The organism is Vibrio sp. THAF190c (assembly GCF_009363355.1).
Lineage (GTDB): Bacteria > Pseudomonadota > Gammaproteobacteria > Enterobacterales > Vibrionaceae > Vibrio > Vibrio fortis_A.
In genome coordinates this window covers 879399-900299 of the sequence record NZ_CP045338.1, presented here as the reverse complement: position 1 = coordinate 900299, position 20901 = coordinate 879399, and the positions used below count along the sequence as shown (strand labels likewise).

Sequence of the window (20901 nt, the reverse complement as noted above, 5' to 3'; positions counted from 1 at the left end):
TACTCTATGTCCACATTCAATGCAGGATTAATCGTATCTTAGTTTGGGATATCTATCCCAGCATCACGCATTTTCGCCAATTTATAGCGTAGAGTACGCGGGCTGATGCCCAATTTCTCGGCCATATCTTTACGACGACCATTACAAGCGATCAGCGTCTCGAGAATAATAGCGTACTCTTGATCACGCAGTTCGTTGCCCAATCCTTCGCCTGCGGAGGAGACTTTAGTAACAGGGTTGGCTTCGGCGATTGGTTTAACATCTGGCGTTGCGACATCGTTACCTTCAACAATTTGCTGTAGGCCACTGGCATCTTGCCAATCTACACCTTCAAGCAAAATATGCTCTCCGGAGATGTTAGCTTGTTCGCTCAATATTAGCGCACGCTGTACAACATTGTCTAATTCTCGTACGTTTCCCGGCCATGGATAGCTCACCAGCTTGCCTATTGCATCAGCCGAAATCGTTGGTACAGGCATCCCTAGCTTGGTGCAGTGACGTTCAATTAGATGCTTAGCTAGTGGCTCAATATCTCCCTTGCGTTCACACAGTGGTGGCCAAGAGATTGGGAATACATTGAGTCGGTAATACAAGTCTTCACGGAAATTACCTTCCGAGACATACTGTTTTAAATCACGGTTACTGGTTGCCAACACACGTACGTCAAGCTTAATGCTCTTACGGCTACCAAGGCGCTCTACCTCACGCTCCTGCAATACACGTAAAAGTTTCGCCTGAAGATTAAGATCCATCTCACTGATCTCATCCAGCAAAATTGTACCACCCTGTGCCTGTTCAAACTTACCCGGACATGCTTGAATCGCACCAGTGAAGGCACCTTTTTCATAGCCAAACAAGGTTGCTTCAAGCATATTGTCAGGAATCGCAGCACAGTTAATCGCAACGAATGGACCATCTTTACGGTTAGAAGCGTTATGGATATAGCGCGACATCACCTCTTTACCCGAACCACTTGGACCTAGAACCATCACATTGGCATCGGTTTTAGCAACCTTGTCAGCCAACATTAATAGCTTAAGGCTCTTCTCATCGGCAACCACAGCATCGCCGTTGTCATCAGACTTGACCGGTGCGTAGCGGCTCACCATATTCAGAAGGACTTCTGGTGCGAATGGCTTAGCCATGTAATCAATCGCGCCTTCTTTCATCGCGGCAACGGCATCTTCAATGTTGGCGTAAGCTGTCATCAATAGCACTGGCAGATTCGGCCAGTTCTGTTTGATATTTCTTAATAGGGCTAATCCGCCCATGCCCGCCATCTGGACATCGGATACGACGATATCAACGGAGTTAGACTTTAACTTGACCAGAGCACCTTCCGCGCAGTCCGCTTCTAGCCATTCGTAGCCAGCGAGCGCGAGCGTATCGACCAAGGCTTCACGTAGACCTTCATCATCTTCTACGATTAACACTTTGCTTTGAGCCATGTGATTCTCCAGTGTAAATTCAGTTAAAACTTAAATACTTTCAGCAGTAGAGGCGCGTTCTAGTGGCAAGCACATCGTAAAGCATGCGCCATCGCCCTCTTCTGATATTAATTCTAATCGCCCTTCATGAGCGCGGCACACCATCTGTACCACAGCCAAACCAAGACCTGTGCCTTGAGAGCGCGTAGTGAAAAACGGCTCCATGATCTTTCCTTGCAGCTCTTTCGGTACACCAGGGCCACTGTCTTGAACCGAGATCTTAAGCTCGCCGTTCACCGGTCGGAAAAACACATCGATTTGCGACTCTTTACCCGCAATCTGGACGGCATTGAGAACTAAGTTACTTAAAGCAGAAGCAATGGCATTGGCATTACCAAACATTTGCGTCTCTTCACCTTCGACTTCTTGGAAATAATCGATGTTGTTGGTCTTGAGTGCCGTCTCTACCATTGGCTGATATTCAGCGACCAATTCTGACACCGTAAATGGCTTCACCACTTTGTTATCACCACCTTTAGCGAACAACAGCATATCATTAACCTGCTTCTCAAGGTCATGCAGTCTATCCATAAGCTTAGTTTGAAAGCGCGTTTTTGTGGCAGGTGGCAAATTTGGCGCAGCTAAATTAGAAGCATAGAGCATCGCACTGGACAATGGTGTACGAACTTGGTGCGCCAAAGAGGCAACCATTCTTCCTAGTGAAGAGAGTCTTTGAAGATCACTCACACGCGATTGAAGCAGTCGAGTTTCTGTCAGATCGGTAATCAAGATCAGCTGACCAGTGGCTGATGCTGAGATCGCCAAACGAACTTTACGTCCATTTTTCAGTGAGATTTCGTGGCCATCATCGTCTTTGGGATCAAATGCACTCTGGATCACAGAGAACCACTTCTCTCCCACCAGCTCGACACCTAATATGCGGTGGGCTTCAGGGTTAGCTTCTCTAACTTCACCCTGAGTATCCAACAAGATAACGCCAGCAGGCATCACATCGAGTACTTGCTTGTATCGCTCAACTTGCTGCTCAACAGAGTCTAAGTGTGATTGGTTTTCTGGTTGGTCAGATGCGTGCATATAAAAAATTGGCCTCAAATACTAGAATAGCCTGACATGCACCACACACATCAGGCTATTCGCTATATTTATCACATAGTTAAGCCGTCAACAACTCGGCTATCTCTGATTAAAAGGTAGATCAGGGTTCTCCACGAGCTACCGTATTCAGTAGGATTTATCGCTGCAAATTGTATTTGCGCATTTTCTCAACAAGGGTTGTACGTCGCATACCCAACATGTCTGCCGCACGAGCAACCACACCGCCTTGAGCTTCCAAAGCTTGATTGATCATATTCACTTCCAAATCAGCGAGTAACTCTTTTAAGTTTACGCCTTCTGGTGGCAGCTCTTGAGGGGCATTGGCGTTATCATTGAGATCATCTTGTTGATCAAAACTGAAGTCTTCAGAGAATAGATCCGCTAATGCGTCGCGCTCTTGCTCTTCTTCCGACACAAAGCTATTGAACTCTGGTTGGAACTCAGGGATATCACTATAGCGATACTTAGTTGGCAGATGGTTCACATCAACCAAGCTGTTTGGATACAGAATAACCATACGTTCAACTAGATTCGCCAACTCGCGAACGTTGCCTGGCCAATCATGTTCCATCAAAGAATTAACAGCACGCGGCGTAAAGCAGATCGGCATGCTGCCTTCCGCTTCCATACGCGTCATCAGCTCTTGTAGCAACAGCGGTATATCTTCTTTACGCTCTTGCAGTGCAGGCATCTCGATTGGGAACACATTCAATCGGTAGTAAAGGTCCTCGCGGAACGCTTCATCATCGATCATGCTCTCAAGATTGCGGTGTGTTGCTGCAATGACACGTACATTAGCTTGCAGCGTTGCGTTGCCGCCTACGCGTTCAAAACAACGTTCTTGCAATACGCGTAGCAGTTTTACCTGCATCGCCATTGGCATATCGCCAACTTCATCCAGGAATAAGGTTCCACCTTCCGCCAGTTCAAAGCGGCCTTTACGCGCGGTAATCGCACCGGTAAATGCCCCTTTTTCGTGACCAAAAAGCTCACTCTCCAACAAGTCTGGTGGGATAGCACCACAGTTCACAGGAACGAAAGGTCCACCACGGCGTTTTGAATGGTAATGAATGTTACGTGCTACAACCTCTTTACCCGTACCCGACTCACCTAAGATCAACACGTTTGCTTCGGTAGAAGAGACTTGCTCGATGAGGTGACGTACCTCCTGAATACCAGAGCTTTGACCGACTAGGCTGCGAAACAGAGTATTTTTGCGTGCTGATGAGACGACATTAACGCCTTTGCGGCCTAAGAAGTCTTTGCAATGCCTTAATGCATCACTAAGTTGCGGGTAATTGAGTGGCAGTTCTAGCTCGCCAACATAGTTGGTTAACTCATCCACAGAATAGTTGTGCTTGCCCATCACTAACAAGGGGATATGGTTAGCGTTGATAAGCTGTTCATTGAGTAAAGATGTGAAGCCGTTGCCCTTAATAGAGCCAATAATGCACCCCGCCCACTGTTGAGACCAGTCGACCTTGTGTGCTTGTTCAGAGCTGACAACTTCGCAGCCCTCTCCTACAAACTCTAATATTGTGCTTAAATTGTGACGCTCTTGAGCATTATCGTCTACGACAAGCAGTTTTGACAAACCTTGCATAAGTAGGATGTATTGCCTTTATTATTGGTGTGATGCGGAAAACATTAAGCAACGTAATCTATAAAACAGAAAAAAGTATCATTGATAAGATTAACGATAGACAAATTATGAAAATCAGCAACGAAAAAAAGCCATTAGGCTATCTAATGGCTTCTATTTTATTTGATTAAAAAAATAAGGCAACCAACCAATTAACTCATGTGAGATCGGTTAGAACTTTGAATTTTCTCTAAATACCCACTTCAGCAGAGGTTAAATTGTGATATTCATTCGGGATCTGGTCCCAAGCGCTCTTAATCTCGCGGATGATATCAATCACATCATCAATAGGTTGAGGGTCATTTTTGTGATTCGCCGCAGAAATTTGAGTGATCATAAACTCATAAAGTTGATCTAGGTTTTTAGCGATATCACCACCATCGTCCATTGATAGACAGCTACGAAGGCTAATAATGATGTCTAACGCTTTACCCAGACGCTCACCCTTAACAGGAATATTCCCTGCTTGCATCGCCGCCTTACCTTGAATAAGACGTTCGATAGCACCTGCCATCAACATTTGAACAATTTTATGGGGTGAGGCAGCAGTAAGCTGACTATCCACTGATACCTTTTTATATGCCTGTAAAGAACCGCGCATAGTAAACCTCTTCTATAAAAACTTTTTATACTGTTGAACTGATTTGTTTCCGTGGCGGTACTTCTTCAAGTCTTTGCCGACTCGTGTCGTTTCCGTTTGCATCAATTCAACCAATTTTCTTGTTCTCGTAATGGCATTGTACCATTCCGAGCTTTGCTTAACGTCGGGGTGTGAATCCAATAAATGAAGCACGTTTTGCAACAACTGTTCTCTGTTATCGACAAGCGTCATTATTTCTTCAGTATTAATTTCACTTATTTCGAACTTAGCCATAATTTGTTGATCTAGTTCACAAAGCTTCTGAAGTTCGTTCATCATCTATTAGCCCAACGCATTCATCATACTGCCCAACTGGGACTGCATTTTGCCGGTCGCTTCTTGCATCGCAGTAAAACGAGCGTGGGTGCGACTTTCCAACCCTTCCATGCGGCGATCAAGTGCCGCTTGGTCATCGACCAAACGATAGTTCTGTTCAACCAAGCTTCGTTCACGTGTTCGAATTGAGCCTGTTACACCTGTAATGCCTTGAATGGCGTCTTCCACCTTTTTGGCAAAACCATTGTTACCACCAAAAAAATCACCCAACTTATCGAAGTTGTTGTTCAATTGGCGGTCCAACATGTCGTAGTTGATTTCGAGGGTACCTTGACGAGTTGTGGTGATACCAAACTCAGTTAGGGAACTGATATCCGGCGGCGCATCTTTAATGCTGGTTGAGAACACACTTTTCAAACGTGAGTCTGCGTTTCTCACTGTGCTATCACCTGCCAATGGTCCTTTTTGACCAGTGGTCGGATCGACACCCGATAGGCTCTGTGACACTTGGTAGAACTGATTGTATGACGCAACAAAGGCTTCAATATCCTGACGCACACTACCACGGTCATACTCAACACCAATCTCTGCAGGAGCTTTATCTTTCGGTGTTTTGCCTTTTACTGTGATGTCGATACCCTCAATTGCATCTTCAATCACATTGTTGTTACTTGAAAGCTGAGCCACGCCATCCAATACAACCATGGAGTCTTGGCCCGCTTGAACCTCAGTCATGCCACTATAGGTATCAAAAGATTGCTGCGCTTTCTCTAGATCCGCTTGAGCTTTATCGATTTTTTCTAGGTGCTCTCGCTCTTCTTGAGGCAGTTTTGAACGCTCAATCTCTTTAGCTTGTTGTTCAGTAATCTCGCCCTTGGCAACACGTTCTGCTAGCGCTGCCTTCTCTTCAGCGGTTTTCTCTTCGATACGAGCTTGCTCAGCCTCAAGCTTTTGCTGGGCTTCTTTCGGTGTCACGTAAGAGTCCGTCAGTGTACCCGACGCTGCGTTGGTCCAACCTGGAACATCTGGCGCCTTCTCTATCGCTTTCTCATCCAGTTCCAACTCAGGCGTGTAATAGGAGTCAAGTAAGGTGCCTGATGCAGTTTCTGTCCAACCAGGGATATTGTCTTCTGGCATAACAGAAGCCGATGCCTTCGCTGCATCTAACGCTGCTTGGCCAGCTGCAGCGGCTGCCTCTCCAAAAGTTTGACTGCTTGGATCTTGAGCGAGTTCTGAATCAAGCGGTAGGTTTTCAGAATCAGACGCCTCTTGTGGCACAGGGTTGCCATCAGCATCTAACTCTTGTGGTGTTTCAGTTGCCGCTTCGATAGGGGCAGTTTCTTGCCCTGGAGCAGGCTCTGAAAGGATCTCTTGAGCAGCGAGACGTGCCGATTCTAAGGCTTTTACGCGCTCTTCAAGAGTTTTGTATTCAAGTTTTTTGAGGGGATTATCCGACTGAGCGTCAACATTAATGCTGATCTGTTGCTCCACACCAGATAGGTTTGACGCGACGATAAGGCGAGGACCCTCAACGTCGTTGATGACCGAGGCACGAACACCTGGGTTATTACTTGCGCCATTGATACCTCGTACAACGTCGATAAGTTTCGAGCGCTCACCGACTTGTACATCAAAGCTCTTCTCACCAAGCGAAACCTGCAGCTTACCTGGGCCAAATTTCATGTCTTCCGATAGAACATCAGAAGCCACTTTATGGCTTTGGGCAAGCTGCAACACATCGATGGCATATTTGCCTGCAATTGCATCCGTAGTAGCGGTTGCAGACACAACTCCGTCATCGGTACTTTCAACTGTTCTCACAGCGAAAGCTTTTTCCTGACGAAAGTTCGTCATTAAGTTCTTCATCGAATCAAGCGATTCTCTGAGTCTTCCATAGGCACTAATGCTGGAATCGATTCGCGTTCTTTCATTGTCGATACGTTGCTGCTTAGGCACACGCTCCGCATCTACAATTTTGCTGACCATGGAGTTGATATCCATGCCAGACGACATCCCAAGTGGGCCTAAACTCATCAAATCACCTCAATAATACGACTTAAACCTTCGCCTCCAATAGCCCGCTATTTGAGGTTTGGGCCGCTAGGCGCCTTAAAATCTCAAGCATTTCTTCATCTGGTATTTGGCGAATAATATCACCTGTTGTGGCTTCGTATATCGTCACCACATCTCTACCTGACTCTTCATCCACTTTAAAGGCGACACCCTTGTTGATAGAAGAGATAAACTCATTCATCTTCTCTACCATTTTAACGCGCTCTTCTTTATTCAGCTCTTGTCTATCTTGAGCTAATTGAATCGCCGCTTCAGTAGCATCCTCTTGCGATTTCTCTACCTTATCTTTGGGTGCAACTTCTAGTGGTTTAGAAACACTCGGCGCACTGCTACCTTCATCGAATGCAAATTTAATGCCATTAGGTGAGCCATAAGGCTGGACGTTCGATGCGCTGGATGATATTTCCATGACACTCTCCTTCCGACCTTAAATGAGCCATGGCATTAGAGCCCTACCAAGGTAGACCTCTATTGCCGCCTACTAAGTAAGCTTAGCCCAATAAGCTTAGAGCTGCTGATGGCGATTGCTTCGCTTGAGCTAGGATTGAAGTACTCGCCTGTTGTAGGATTTGAGACTTCGTCATAGCTGTCGTTTCTTTCGCGTAATCAGTATCTTTGATACGGCTCTTAGATGCATTAACGTTTTCGTTGATGTTATCTAAGTTGCTGATTGCGTGATCAAAACGGTTTTGGAAAGCACCCAGAGAAGCACGTTGGCTGTCTACAGACTTAAGCGCACCATCAATGATAGATACAGCTTCGTTAGCGCCCGCTACAGAAGTTACGTCGATATCGTTAACAGTTACTTCTTTACCGTCGCCAAGACCTAGCTCGCCAGATAGGCTACCGCCAAACTCAACATCACCTTGTACTTTTTGGCTTGAAGCGAACAGTTGTAGTTTGCCGCCTTCACCGACAGAAGCTTTAACGTCTTCACTTTGACCGTTAATGTAAGTCGCAAGTTCTTCAATATCGTTACCCGCTTTTGCAGAGATATTTACTTCTTTCTCTTCACCAAACTTGTCTTTGTACTTCATCGTTAGGTCAGAACCTGCCGCTACTGTCCAAGAAGAGTCCTTACCTTCTTCAACTGTGTAGCTCTTACCACCCATGTCTTGAGTGTCAGTACGCATGTTACCCATAGATAGCATTACAGCTTCACCAGAATCCGCACCGATTTGGAAAGATTGGCTACCGTAAGTACCGTTTAGAAGCTTGTTACCACCGAAAGATGTTGTTTCAGCGATACGGTTTAGCTCGTCGTTAAGCGCTGTTACTTCTTCTTGGATTGCAACACGTTCAGCTTTGCTGTTTGAACCGTTTGCAGATTGTAGAGAAAGGTCACGCATACGTTGCAGAATGTTTGTAGACTCATTCATTGCACCTTCAGCCGTTTGTGCAATAGAAATACCGTCGTTCGCATTCTTCACAGCCATGTCTAGGCCGCGGCTTTGAGACGTTAAGCGGTTCGAGATTTGTAGGCCTGCAGCATCGTCTTTTGCGCTATTGATTTTATAGCCAGAAGACAAACGCTCCATTGATTTTTGAGTACCTTCAGCCGCGCCATTTAGGTAGCGCTGAGCCGTCATTGCAGACACGTTAGTGTTTACATTAATTGCCATAGTTGATCTCCTTTAGGCATTTCTGATGCACGCCAGTGACTCTCACCTCACATAAAGCACACATCAATATTGTCTGATGTACCGCTGCGTCTCTCACCTCACATTGGCACATCTCATTTCTCTCAATCCCTTTAACGGCGCTTTGATTAGAAGCTTTAACAAAAAAATCGATTTTTTTGGTTTTATTTTCAATAACAAGAGAAAGTGTGATCGTAGTTCAATTAATCGGGCGATATTCGCTAAAGTTTCAACTATTGATGGATTTATAAGCACATGGTTACTTATTAATTTGCTGTAAAGCGTCGATATTTAACTGCGTTTGATATTGAGGTGGTGGTCATCACCTTTTATCAAAGAAATAGAACGCTTCCTTTACAAGTGACAGTGGACTCCTTTATCTGTACCTGATCAAGACTGAGATCCCTGATGCCTCGTTCTACTCGGCTCTGGGATGACGGCTTGGGGCTAACTCATTTATGACAAGAGCCATTAATAAACGCGTAAAGTGATAACCTTACATACCTTGCTTTCTTCCAATAGAAAGCCCCCTGATACCTCGCTCTACTCGGCTCTGGGATGACTATTTAGGACATTTAGAGTTAGTTACAAGTTGCCTATTTATCGTCATTCCCTACCGCGAGGAACGAGCGAGATAGGGAATCTCTCTCGCCACCAACGACACAATCAGGTATCCCAAAACACTTTACCAAACACCAAAAACGCGAAAACCCAGCCGAAGCTGGGTTTGTTTAGCGCTCATCTCTCACCACGAGCTAATTTGTGGAAGGGGCACTGACAAACGCAATGCCACTTTTATTCGATTAACCTAGAAGGCTAAGTGCTGAGTTCGGTGCTTGCTTCGCTTGAGCAAGAATCGAGCTAGACGCTTGAGAAAGAATTTGCGACTTAGTCATTTGCGTCGTTTCTTTTGCGAAGTCTGTGTCTTTAATACGGCTCTTAGATGCATTCACGTTTTCGTTGATGTTATCTAAGTTATTGATAGCGTGGTCGAAGCGGTTCTGGAATGCACCCAGCTCTGCACGGTGGCTATCTACGTACTTCAGTGCAGCATCGATGATAGCAACAGATTCTTGTGCGCCACCTACCGACGTTACGTCAATAGTATCAACCGTTACTTCTTTACCACCTTGAATGCCAAGCTCACCTGCAAGACCACCAGAGAAGTCTACGTTGCCGTCTACTTTATTGTTACCTGCGAACATTTGTAGCTTGCCATCTTCAGTTACAGACGCTTTTACAGAGTCTTGTTGACCGTTGATGTAAGTTGCTAGCTCTTCGATGTCGTCGCCTGCTTTTGCATTGATGTCGATTTCTTGAGCTTGACCAAAGTTATCTGTGAACGTCATTTTTAGGTCGTTAGAGCCTGCTTGTACGTTCCAGTTTTTGTCTTTAGCGCTTTCAGTTTGGTAGCTCTTACCACCCATTTGAGCGTTGTCTGAACGCATGTCTTTCAGCTCAAGCATTACGGCTTCACCGTTGTCTGCACCGATTTGGAAAGACTTAGTGCCGTGTGTACCGTTCAGAAGCTTGTTACCACCAAAAGAGGTAGTTTCTGCGATACGGTTAAGTTCGTCGTTTAGTGCTGTTACTTCTTCTTGAATCGCTACACGCTCAGACTTAGAGTTTGAACCGTTTGCAGATTGTAGAGAAAGGTCACGCATACGTTGCAGGATGTTTGTTGTCTCGTTCATTGCACCTTCAGCAGTTTGTGCAATCGAGATACCGTCGTTCGCGTTACGTACTGCTACGTCTAGGCCGCGGCTTTGTACGTTCAAACGGTTAGAGATTTGTAGGCCCGCAGCGTCATCTTTTGCGCTGTTGATTTTAGAGCCAGAAGCTAGACGCTCCATAGAAGTCTGTTGAGCGCTGTTTGCGTTGTTTAGGTAACGTTGCGCAGTCATCGCTGAAACGTTGGTATTTACATTCACTGCCATGGTGATTTCTCCAATTGATTTTCCGGTGTTGCGGTTTCCGACGTCTCGGAAAACCAAGTAGTTCTCTCAAAGTTACTTTTAATAACGGCGCGAATTTGTATAGCTTTAGAAAAAACTTCAAAAAAAACCAAATAATTTAATAAACTCAATAAAAACAAATGGATAAATAAGATTTTTTTATTCTACAAAGATCTAAAGTTCACATTTGAAAATTAGAAGAGTTCAACTATTGGGCACTTCAACGGTGGATTTTGGGAAAATTTAAGAAAAGAGACGTTTAATGATCGTGCAATTTTTAACCAGAGAAAATTTTGGCAGGGTCAGGATTCAGAAAGAAAATGAGTGAAGTATGTTAAAAAGCGGGAAAGCTAAAAGGAGAAAAACAGGAGCGCTAGAAAGGAAAAAGCCCCTTTTCCTTTGAGAGAACTGGGGCTAGGTGGTGGCCAGAGCCTGTGTGGAGATCATCGAGAAATGAACACATTCTGACTTACCGTTGCATCCTTACCGTAAAAATGTAAAGCAGGTGAGAGATGAGAGAGCTAAACACTCAATAGTAAGTATGCTTGCCAGTTTTCCTTGCTGTATGGCCCACGTCTGGACACGAACAGCAAGGTCAACCAATAACTATTGCAATAGTGACATTGCAGAGTTAGGCAACTGTTTTGCTTGAGCAAGTATTGAAGTACCTGCTTGTTGCAGAATTTGAGATTTCGTCATTTGCGTTGTCTCTTTCGCAAAATCGGTATCTTTGATGCGGCTGTTAGACGCATCTACGTTTTCTTGTACGTTCGCCAAGTTGTTAATACTGTGGCTTAGACGGTTTTGCTTCGCACCCAGATCAGAACGCTGTGAATCAACATAAGTCAGAGCTGAATCGATGATGCTGATTGCATTCTGTGAGCCTGCAACCGTCATTAGGTCGATGTCTTGTACCGTCGTTTGACGACCTTCACTCTTAAGGCCTAGTTCAGAAGCCAAGCCACCAGAGATAGACATAGAACCTTGTTGTAGGTCTGGTTCAGCAACGAAAACTTGTAGACGACCGTCATCGGTTACCGACGCGTTGATCAAGTCAGACTGACCATTGATGTATGTCGCTAGCTCTTCGATGTCATCACCTGATTTGGTCATCAGCTCAAGCTTTACTTCTTCACCAGACTTGGTCACGAATTCAAGCTTAAGGTCACGAGCATCTGCTGGTACTTCCCAGTTCTTGTCTTTACCGTTCTCTGAGTCAAACGTCGTACCACCCATGCGGAAGTCATCAGCACGGATGCTGGTCAACGCCATGATCATCGCTTCACCAGAGTTAGAACCGATCTGGAAAGAGGCCTCTCCGAACGAACCGTTCAGTAGTCGACGACCACCAAATGAAGTTGTTTCAGCAATACGGTTAAGCTCATCTTGAAGAGCCATAGACTCTTCATTCAGTGCTGTACGTTCAGCAGCCGTGTTAGTACCGTTTGAAGATTGGATTGCCAAGTCACGCATACGTTGTAGAACGTTAGTAGACTCATTCATTGCACCTTCAGCCGTTTGAGCAATCGAGATACCGTCATTAGCATTTCGCATTGCCACATCAAGACCACGCGACTGTGCCGTTAGGCGGTTAGAGATCTGCAGACCTGCTGCATCATCTTTCGCGCTGTTGATCTTATGGCCTGATGACAAACGCTCCATTGAAGTTGCGAGGTCATTAGACGCTTTATTCAAATAACGCTGCGCTGTCATTGCGGAAACGTTAGTACTTACATTAACTGCCATTTTGCTCTCCTTATGAGTTCGCAAGCTTTCTGCGAAGCGGCCAGCTTTACTCTCATATGGATAAGCACTGACCGTATATTACTTGCTAAACCCTAAGTTAGGGTTTAAGACCTGTATAAATCATTTCTGACTTACATAGATACAAGTTGTGTGCCAATTTTTAAATTGACGAAAAATAAATTTATTTCATTCAAAAACAATCACTTAAAAACAACCTAATCGTCTACTTAACCTATAGATTATTGTTATGTAATCTCTCTAACCTGTGTGTTGCCGCTTTTTGCCGCTTACATTGCTTACATTTCAAAACGAGTAAGAAAGCGGCAATTTTTAGAACCCTCTCGCACTTACGGCATTGCACATAAGGCATAAAGCAGAGCTCAATTCATACGACTAAACGTTAGATGTAATTAAACAGGGTCAAATCTTTCGTTTTACCAAAGGCTTGTTGAGAAGCCTGCAGTGCACGAGAGTTCTCATTGAACTCAATGATCGCCTTTGAATAGTCCAAGTCTTCAAAGTTACTTTTGGCTTTCGCCAGTGACAACTTGAAGTCCTCATGTTGCTGTTCTTGAATATCCAGTGTGTTCAAACGCGCACCAACATCTGTACGAGCCTTAGTTAAATGGATAAAAGCAGCGTGAAACTCTTCTGTTGCCTGATGCAGCTGTGCAGTCGCAGATGAGTCAGAAACTGACGACTCTGCTAATGCTGCAGCATCACGAAAGGTATCAAATATCGAAAAGCTTTCTCTTGGCTCTAGCACAATCGAATCACCCTTAGTGATTTGACCGCGCAGCTCAATGTGTAGGCCTTCGTATTTAATCCCTTCGGTTGGATCAAAATCTTTTGCCGCGACAACACTGCCATCTTTCTCTAGTTGATAGGCGTACTTACCGTTCTGCATATCAACGAAAGTGACTTTGTAGGTCGCAGGATCCTGAAACTCACTGTTTGTCGCACGCTCTAGAAGCAGTTCAGATGCCGATTGCAGCTCATACGTAGGTTTGTAGTCACCAAATGGATTGTCGATCTCCATGAACAGCTTGCTGCCCGGATCGTTCATTGGCATTTCAAAACTACTGGCCACGCGCATCTTGCGTTGATAATCATCACCGCCGTAAATCACGTTACCTTCATTGTCGCGAAAGAAGGGCTGATTCTTCAGCTTAGTTCCAGCAAAGGTGTAGTTACCCGACTCATCTTGCGAGTTCGCCATGTATAGGAAGTTATTGGCAATCTCTTGCAGCTCACGCTGTTTTGCCAAGCGGTCTTCAGGAGACAACGCACCGTTGATCATCTCCATCACTGTACGTTTCGCTTCATCAGCAAAGCCTTCAGAGTTAGAGATCAGCACTTCGTGGTGCTCCAAGCGGTTTCTCACCAAAGTAATGGCATCTACATACTGCTTAAGCTGTTCAGACTGTTGCCCGATATTCTGCAAGTAGTGAGTCGCTAGTGGATCATCACTAGGCGACTGTAATTTTTTACCCGACGCCAATTGCGCTTGGTTATGATGCACCTTGTTCTCTTGACGACGCAGATCGTTTTGAACCGACTGGTAATTATGGAAACTGGAGATGCGAGTTAACATGGTTTCCTCCTATTACCTTAGGGCCAAGATGGTATCGAAGGTTTCATTTGCCGCCTGCATAATACGCGACGATGCCATGTAGGCTTGCTGAAACTTCATCATGTTTGCCGCTTCTTCATCTAGATTCACCCCAGATATAGAAGCAATTCGTTCTTGTGCTGACTGCTTTTCTAACGTCGCAATCTCACTAAGACGATTAGCGGTCGACGCCTTCAAACCTGTATTGGTATTCAGGTTGTGATAAGTATCAAGCAGAGTCGATTCACCTTCATCCAACGACTTGTTAGTCTGAATGTCCTGCATTTTCCGCAGGTTGCCGTTGTCACCTTCTGAGGGTACAAGGTTAGCGGTAAACTTATCGTTGGCGATGGCACCAGATGTCAGTTCAAAAGTCGTCCCCATTACGGTCACTGGACCAGATGGTGGATACGGCTGTGGCTGCATCAATACATTGCCTTTGGTGTCCGTCACAGCAAATTGTTCACCACGTGGCGAGACAATCACCTCAAATTCACGCAGCTGTCCTGCGGCAAGGATCTTAAATTCCGCATCACCTTGGGCAAAGGTTGTCGAGGCTTCATAGCTCTGTGCCGCAATATCTTTAGGATCATTGCTTTCGATTTGCATCTGGGCGGCAAAACTGCGCGTTGGTCGCAGTAGAACCTTTTCACCTAATTCAGGTGGATTGCGGATCTCAACACGCATACCATCTAGATAGAAAGCACTGCCACTCGAGTCAGTGGTAACTTTAACGGTTTCACCGCTCGGCTTAGTGACCACATAGTCACTGCCGTCGTACTTTAATCCGTACTCTCCGCCTTTAAGCGCATTGGTGTTATCAATAAACACCGCCACATCGGCTTGCGAATTGCCGCTCGTCACTACGCGCGATTTCGCCACCAACTCTGAGTTCACATCGGTAAATAAATTGCGACCAACATTACCGTTAAGGTCTAGACCTTGGCTTTGTAGTTCGTTGACATGATAAGAGAGCGCTGTAGCCATACGGCCTAACTCGTCCATCACCTCTGGAATGTGTTCGTCACGCATATCCAACATCGAACCAATTTTGCCGTCGATATCTGCGCTAGTAATCGGCTTTATCGCCTTGCCTTCAACAATCGCTAAGCGTCGTTGATGGGCATCAGGCAAACCATCAACCAACTTCAACTGGCTCGCCTCACTACCTGAAACTAAGGTATGACCGTTACCAATATGGACGTTGAAACCTTCTGCATTTGAGCGTGGTGTTACCGTTACTTTGGTGTATCCAGACAGCTCATTGATCAGCTTTTCATGCTGGTCGCGCAGGTCATTATGTGGACCTGGAGTACGCATCATCAGGCGCTGAACATCACGAATCTCGATTGCGAGTTGGTTAACACGCTCGATACCCATGTCCAATTTTTTGTTGGCAACATCCGACTGCTGACGAATCGTTTCGTGGAATTCATTAAGAGTCTGAGAAATGATCCCCGCCTTCTCGAGAACTACTTTACGAGCACCGATATCATTCGGTGTATCAGACAGGGTTTTGATCGAGTCGAACCACTCGTTCATGTTCTCTGGAATTTTTTTAGAGGCTGTAGACGACAACATACCCGAGAGCATATCGATGTTACTTTGGGTGTCATTCTTATTAGCGGCATTAGTTGTCGACAGGTTTAACTCATTAACGGCAAACTGATCCCAAGAGCGGCGAACATTTTCCACATGCACGCCCATGCCATAGGTTTGGCCACCATATTGGCGCGGATCATTAACACCTTGAATTACAGATTGTCGGCTATAACCCTCTGTATTCGCGTTAGAAATGTTATGACCTGTGGTGTTTAACTGTCTTTGAGCAGTAAGCACACTTTGTGTACCTACATTCAACAGATCTGACGCCATAATGCCCCCAAAAAACCTAATAAAATCAGCAAAAACTGATTAACCTTACGTCTAAAAAGCAATTTACGTGCCAAGCTAATTATCAGCAGCTAAAAGAAGAAAGTCGGATGATAAAATGGGGAGTAATAGAAAGGAAAAGAGAAACACATAAAAGAAGAGCCCACCAATTGGCGAGCTCTTTGTGAATCTAGTTCATCTGGTCGATCTTAGCTTTAACTCTCAATACTTTGTCGGCGTAGTTAGGGTCAGTTGCGTATCCTGCGCTATGAATGCCTTTGATAAAGTTTTCTGAGCTGCCTTGATGTTGAAGCGCTGTTTGGTAACGTGGATTCTCATTTAGGAATTTCACGTAGTCGTTAAAGCTCTCTTCAAAGTTAGCGTATGAACGGAATGAAGCTTGCTCTTTCACCGCTGTTTTTCCGTGGAACTCTAGGGTTTGAGTCGCTACCTTATCGCCTTTCCAGCTTCTGTCAGCCTTGATGTTGAATAGGTTATTACTGTTACCCAAAGAGTTTTTCACCATCTTAGAGCCCCAACCTGTTTCTAGAGCGGCTTGAGCAAGAAGCAGTGAAGAGTCGACACCCAGAGCACGCGCTGCTTTTTCAGCATACGGACTCATTGAAGTGACGAAAGATTCTGGCGAGTCGAACGAAACAGGTTGTGCCGCCACTTTTGCCGCACTCTCTGGACGTTCTGTTCTATCAACTTTCTTAGAGTACTTAGGACGCTCAAGCGCTGGGTCAAACCCTTCTTGGCGTACTTTCGATTCTTGTTGGTCTGTGCCTTGTCCTGCACTAAGCTGAGCGACAATCATATCCGCCAAACCTAGCGAACCCGATGCACTTAACTCACTCGACATCTGATCATCAAGCATCTGACGATAAAATTGTTCATTCTGGCTGTTGAGCATGTCTGACTTGAAGCTAGAGTTTGCATCACGCATCGACTTAAACAGCATAGAGGTAAAAATAGATTCAAACTGTTTTGCTGCTGCTTTAAGTGCTTCTTGCTCACTGCCCTCTTCACCATTGACCGCTTGCTGACGAAGTCGATCAAGACTGCCGATGTCGTGAATAAAACCGATGTCGTTGTTGTTCTTAATCATGACCCACTCCTTAGATAATGATCAACTGACCTTCAATCGCACCCGCTTGTTTCAGTGCTTGAAGGATTGCCATTAAGTCAGAAGGAGCCGCACCCACTTCGTTGACCGCTCTTACAAGATCGTCCAGAGTCAGGCCAGGTTCAAACTTAAACATCTTACCGTCACCTTCCGTGACTTCGATGTCTGAGTCTGGAACAACAACCGTTTGTCCACCAGAGAAACCATTTGGCTGACTAACGTTTAAATTCTCTTTAATCGCTACCGTCATACCACCGTGAGTCACAGCTGCAGAGCGTAGGCGTACATGCTTACCGACAACAATGGTACCTGTACGAGAGTTAACAATGATTTTTGCTGAACCTTCTGCAGGGTCGAACTCAACATTTTCAATCGCAGATAGGAAAGCTACACGTTGGCTAATCTCACGCGGCGCACGAACTCGAACTGAGGTCGCGTCTACAGCGGATGCCATCTGTGGCCCAAGGAAGTTGTTTACCGCATCTGCCATACGCTGAGCAGTGGTGAAATCAGATTCAATTAGGTTAAAAGTAATGTAGTCGCCACGACCAAACGGAGTTGGAATTTCTTGTTCAACTGTCGCACCACTTGAAATGATACCGACGTTCGGGTTGTTGCCGACAATCTTAGAACCATCGTTACCTTGAGCACTGAAACCGCTCACGACTAGGTTACCTTGCGCAACGGCATACACTTGCCCATCAAGACCTTTCAGGAAAGTTTGCAGTAGCGTACCGCCACGTAGGCTTTTTGCTGAGCCGATAGAAGAAACAGTAACGTCAACGGTTTGACCTTGCTTAGAGAAAGCAGGAAGCTCGGCAGTAACGATTACCGCTGCCACATTTTTCGTTTTTGGCTTAGTGCCGGGTGGCAATTGGATGCCAAAATTTTGCAGCATCGCGTTAAATGTTTGATCTGTAAAGGGTGTTGTTTCGCCAGTACCCGGCAAACCCGTAACCAAACCATAGCCAACCAACTGGTTACTACGAACACCTGCAACTTTTGCCACGTCTTTGATACGAGCGGCATGAGCAGTGGTGGCAAGAAATAACATGCCGAAAAGTACAAGTGCTAGCTTTTTCATGGGAGTAACCTGTCTCTATTGCTCTGATTTATATTAAGTTTCTTCTAAATCCAATGCCGCTTGTTAATGGTCAAACAATCGGCACTGTCATTATCGCTATAGAGCTACATTAAAAAATCGTGCCAAGAATCCAGGCTCTTGCATATCTTGCTGCACACCAGTACCAGAATATTGAATTCGAGCATTAGAAACACGGTTCGAAGCGATAGTGTTATCAAAGCCAATATCGTCCGGGCGAATAGTGCCGCTTAAACGGATGTACTCATCGCCGGTGTTTAGCGTCATCCATTTCTCACCACGTACCACTAAGTTGCCGTTAGCCAACACTTCAATCACTTCCACCGTAATGTAGCCGCTGATGCTGTTACTTTGGTTAGCCGATGCGTCACCAGCAAAGGTGTTGGTGTTGCTTAAATCGTAAGAGAAGTTGTATTTATCAATAGTCAGCTCTTGTCCACCTACAGCCAATGGCTCCATTGAAGAGTCATTCGACTTAGACATGTCTGCGTTGGCTTTTTTGGTCGCACGCGTGTTCTCATCAAGTGCCACTGTGATGATATCTCCGATACCGCGTGGCTTAGAGTCATCGTACATGCTGCCAATATGGTTAACGTTAAATAGAGAACCGGTCGCTGCTGCGTAGTGTTCTGGTTTTTGCTTAGGGTGAATTGGGGCCCAAGCAGGGTCGCCCGCGACTGGGTCAGTACGACCACGCAGTGTGTCCACGATACCAGAGCTCTCATCACTCGACTTATCACCCTCTACCGCATCGACCACGGTCGTGGCGTTTTCTTGTTCTGGCGTTTCGATAGGATCCAACATGGTACAACCGGTCATCGAAGCTAACAGGGCTAAACAAAAAATACGTTTCATGGTGATACTCTCTTAGTCAGCAGTAGGGACAATTACACGTTACTTAATCTAACGATTAAAGTTGTTGGTTAACAAAGCTCATCATCTTGTCTACTGACGAGATAACTTTTGAGTTCATTTCGTATACACGCTGAGCTTCAATCATGTTTACCAGCTCTTCGGTTACATTTACGTTAGAGGTTTCCAACATTGATTGACGAATGTTACCTAGGCCGTCAAAACCCGGTACACCCTCTTGCGGGTCACCACTTGCGCCCGTTGGTAAGTAAAGGTTTTGACCAACTGGCTCAAGACCACCAGGGTTTACAAAATCAGTGATCGTAATCTGACCAACGACAACGTTGTTTTGCTCACCACGAATACGTACTGAAACTTCACCATCGTTACCGACAGTAATCGAAATTGCATCTTCAGGAATAACAATTTCTGGTTGCAGCGGGTAACCCTGACCCGAAGTTACGATTGCGCCGTCGCCATTCAATGTAAACTGACCATTGCGGCTGTAACCTGTCTCACCATCTGGCATTTCAACTTGGAAGAAACCATCACCTTCAATCATCATGTCTAGGCTGTTGGTTGTCGTTTGTGCGTTACCGTGAGTGTGCACTTTTTGCGTTGCTACCACTTTAGAACCGGCACCCAACATCAAACCACTTGGCAATTCAGTGTTTTGAGACGATTGACCACCCGGTTGATTGATATTTTGATAGAACAAATCTTCAAATACGGCACGGCTCTTTTTGAAGCCAACCGTTGATGCGTTGGCAAGGTTGTTCGAAATTGTTGAGATATTGGTTTGTTGGGCGTCTAAACCAGTTTTACTTACCCATAATGCTGGATGCATAGTAATTTCCTTTAAATTCTATTAGCTCATACGAAGCAGTGAATCAGACGACTTGTCCATCTCTTCTGCTGTGCTCATCATCTTGACTTGCATTTCAAATTGACGCTGTAGGTCAATCAAGCTTGTCATCTCACCGACGGCATTCACGTTACTGCCTTCGATGGCACCAGTCAGCAGCGTAACGGCTGCATCAGCTTCGTATGCCTGATCTGGGTTTTTCGAACGGAAAAGACCATTCGTATCTTTAAATAGGGTTTGATTATCTGGGCGAACCAATTTAATACGATCAACAACGGCAAGTTCTTCAGCTGGAGCGCCTTGAGGAATCACCGAAATCGTACCGTCTGTACCAATTTCTACCTTGCTTAATGGAATTGGTAGGGTAATAGGTGCGTCGTTTTCACCAAGAACGAGATGACCACTGCCGTTAGTCAGTAAGCCGTTCTGATCAATCTTGAGGTTACCATTACGGGTTAAACCTTCACGACCTGAATTGTCCATAACGGAAATCCAGCCATCACCTTGAATGGTTACGTCTAAATCACGGCCGGTCGTCACAACGCTGCCTTGTTCAAAATTATGACCCGGGCGCTCTGTCATGCTGAAGACACGTGTTGGCATACCTTCACCGTACGCTTGCATTGAACGAGCTTGTGCTAAGTCAGCACGAAAGCCTGTTGTACTTACGTTGGCGAGGTTGTTGGCACGTAGCTGCAAAGCTTGCATATTTTGCTTTGCGCCACTCATGGCTAAAAACAGTGCGCGATCCATAATTTTGCTCCAAAAAATCATTATCTAGAGCCAATAAAGCAATCACTGTGCCAACTGTGAAATAGTGTTTATAATCATAGTGTTAAGTCGATAAAAGGAAATTAAAGAGATCAAAGTGATCCTTTCTGCCAGGGGGTGGCAAGAACAAACTTTACCGCGCGGCAATTGAGGCGGCAAATAGATAGGTAAGCAACAATACCCAAT

17 protein-coding genes are annotated in these 20901 nt (G+C 45.3%); all 17 read right to left on the bottom strand.

The window, feature by feature from the left end; all coding sequences use genetic code 11:
* Positions 1-38: 38 nt before the first annotated feature.
* The gene (locus FIV04_RS04110) at positions 39-1448 is read right to left on the bottom strand and encodes a sigma-54 dependent transcriptional regulator (RefSeq protein ID WP_152468328.1); all 1410 of its coding nucleotides are present in this window, start codon (positions 1446-1448) and stop codon (positions 39-41) included.
* 30 nt (positions 1449-1478) lie between these two features.
* Positions 1479-2522 carry a PAS domain-containing sensor histidine kinase gene (locus tag FIV04_RS04105; protein ID WP_152468327.1) on the bottom strand — a complete coding sequence of 348 codons (1044 nt, stop codon included), beginning with the start codon at positions 2520-2522 and terminating at the stop codon, positions 1479-1481.
* A gap of 157 nt (positions 2523-2679) precedes the next feature.
* The gene (locus tag FIV04_RS04100) at positions 2680-4146 is read right to left on the bottom strand and encodes a sigma-54 dependent transcriptional regulator (RefSeq protein ID WP_032549669.1); all 1467 of its coding nucleotides are present in this window, start codon (positions 4144-4146) and stop codon (positions 2680-2682) included.
* Between the two features lie 229 nt (positions 4147-4375).
* Positions 4376-4786: a flagellar export chaperone FliS gene (gene fliS, locus FIV04_RS04095; RefSeq protein ID WP_008218262.1), complete on the bottom strand. Its 411-nt coding sequence runs from the start codon at positions 4784-4786 to the stop codon at positions 4376-4378.
* A gap of 12 nt (positions 4787-4798) precedes the next feature.
* On the bottom strand, positions 4799-5104 hold the full coding sequence (locus FIV04_RS04090) for a flagellar protein FliT (protein ID WP_150895517.1): 306 nt from the start codon (positions 5102-5104) through the stop codon (positions 4799-4801).
* 3 nt (positions 5105-5107) lie between these two features.
* Positions 5108-7135 (bottom strand): flagellar filament capping protein FliD, encoded by a 2028-nt coding sequence (gene fliD / locus FIV04_RS04085; protein ID WP_152468326.1) that lies wholly within the window; start codon positions 7133-7135, stop codon positions 5108-5110.
* 22 nt (positions 7136-7157) lie between these two features.
* Positions 7158-7583 (bottom strand): flagellar protein FlaG, encoded by a 426-nt coding sequence (gene flaG, locus FIV04_RS04080; protein ID WP_032549673.1) that lies wholly within the window; start codon positions 7581-7583, stop codon positions 7158-7160.
* An 82-nt stretch (positions 7584-7665) separates the two neighbouring features.
* Complete coding sequence (locus FIV04_RS04075; RefSeq protein WP_152468325.1) at positions 7666-8796, bottom strand: flagellin; 1131 nt, start codon at positions 8794-8796, stop codon at positions 7666-7668.
* A gap of 821 nt (positions 8797-9617) precedes the next feature.
* Positions 9618-10751, bottom strand: a complete 1134-nt coding sequence (locus FIV04_RS04070; protein ID WP_150871420.1) for a flagellin — start codon at positions 10749-10751, stop codon at positions 9618-9620.
* 624 nt (positions 10752-11375) lie between these two features.
* Positions 11376-12515, bottom strand: coding sequence for a flagellin (locus tag FIV04_RS04060; RefSeq protein ID WP_032550133.1), 1140 nt, complete (start codon positions 12513-12515; stop codon positions 11376-11378).
* A 400-nt stretch (positions 12516-12915) separates the two neighbouring features.
* Positions 12916-14109 (bottom strand): flagellar hook-associated protein FlgL, encoded by a 1194-nt coding sequence (gene flgL, locus FIV04_RS04055; RefSeq protein WP_032550132.1) that lies wholly within the window; start codon positions 14107-14109, stop codon positions 12916-12918.
* 12 nt (positions 14110-14121) lie between these two features.
* Positions 14122-16002 carry a flagellar hook-associated protein FlgK gene (flgK, locus tag FIV04_RS04050; protein WP_152468324.1) on the bottom strand — a complete coding sequence of 627 codons (1881 nt, stop codon included), beginning with the start codon at positions 16000-16002 and terminating at the stop codon, positions 14122-14124.
* 187 nt (positions 16003-16189) lie between these two features.
* Positions 16190-17107 (bottom strand): flagellar assembly peptidoglycan hydrolase FlgJ, encoded by a 918-nt coding sequence (flgJ, locus tag FIV04_RS04045; RefSeq protein WP_152468323.1) that lies wholly within the window; start codon positions 17105-17107, stop codon positions 16190-16192.
* 10 nt (positions 17108-17117) lie between these two features.
* The gene (locus FIV04_RS04040; protein WP_032550129.1) at positions 17118-18209 is read right to left on the bottom strand and encodes a flagellar basal body P-ring protein FlgI; all 1092 of its coding nucleotides are present in this window, start codon (positions 18207-18209) and stop codon (positions 17118-17120) included.
* A gap of 96 nt (positions 18210-18305) precedes the next feature.
* Positions 18306-19082: a flagellar basal body L-ring protein FlgH gene (flgH, locus tag FIV04_RS04035; RefSeq protein WP_150871414.1), complete on the bottom strand. Its 777-nt coding sequence runs from the start codon at positions 19080-19082 to the stop codon at positions 18306-18308.
* Positions 19083-19137: 55 nt separating this feature from the next.
* Entirely contained in the window at positions 19138-19926 is a 789-nt protein-coding gene (gene flgG, locus FIV04_RS04030) for a flagellar basal-body rod protein FlgG (protein ID WP_032550127.1), read from the bottom strand.
* Positions 19927-19947: 21 nt separating this feature from the next.
* The gene (locus tag FIV04_RS04025; protein WP_150871411.1) at positions 19948-20697 is read right to left on the bottom strand and encodes a flagellar basal body rod protein FlgF; all 750 of its coding nucleotides are present in this window, start codon (positions 20695-20697) and stop codon (positions 19948-19950) included.
* Positions 20698-20901 lie beyond the last annotated feature (204 nt).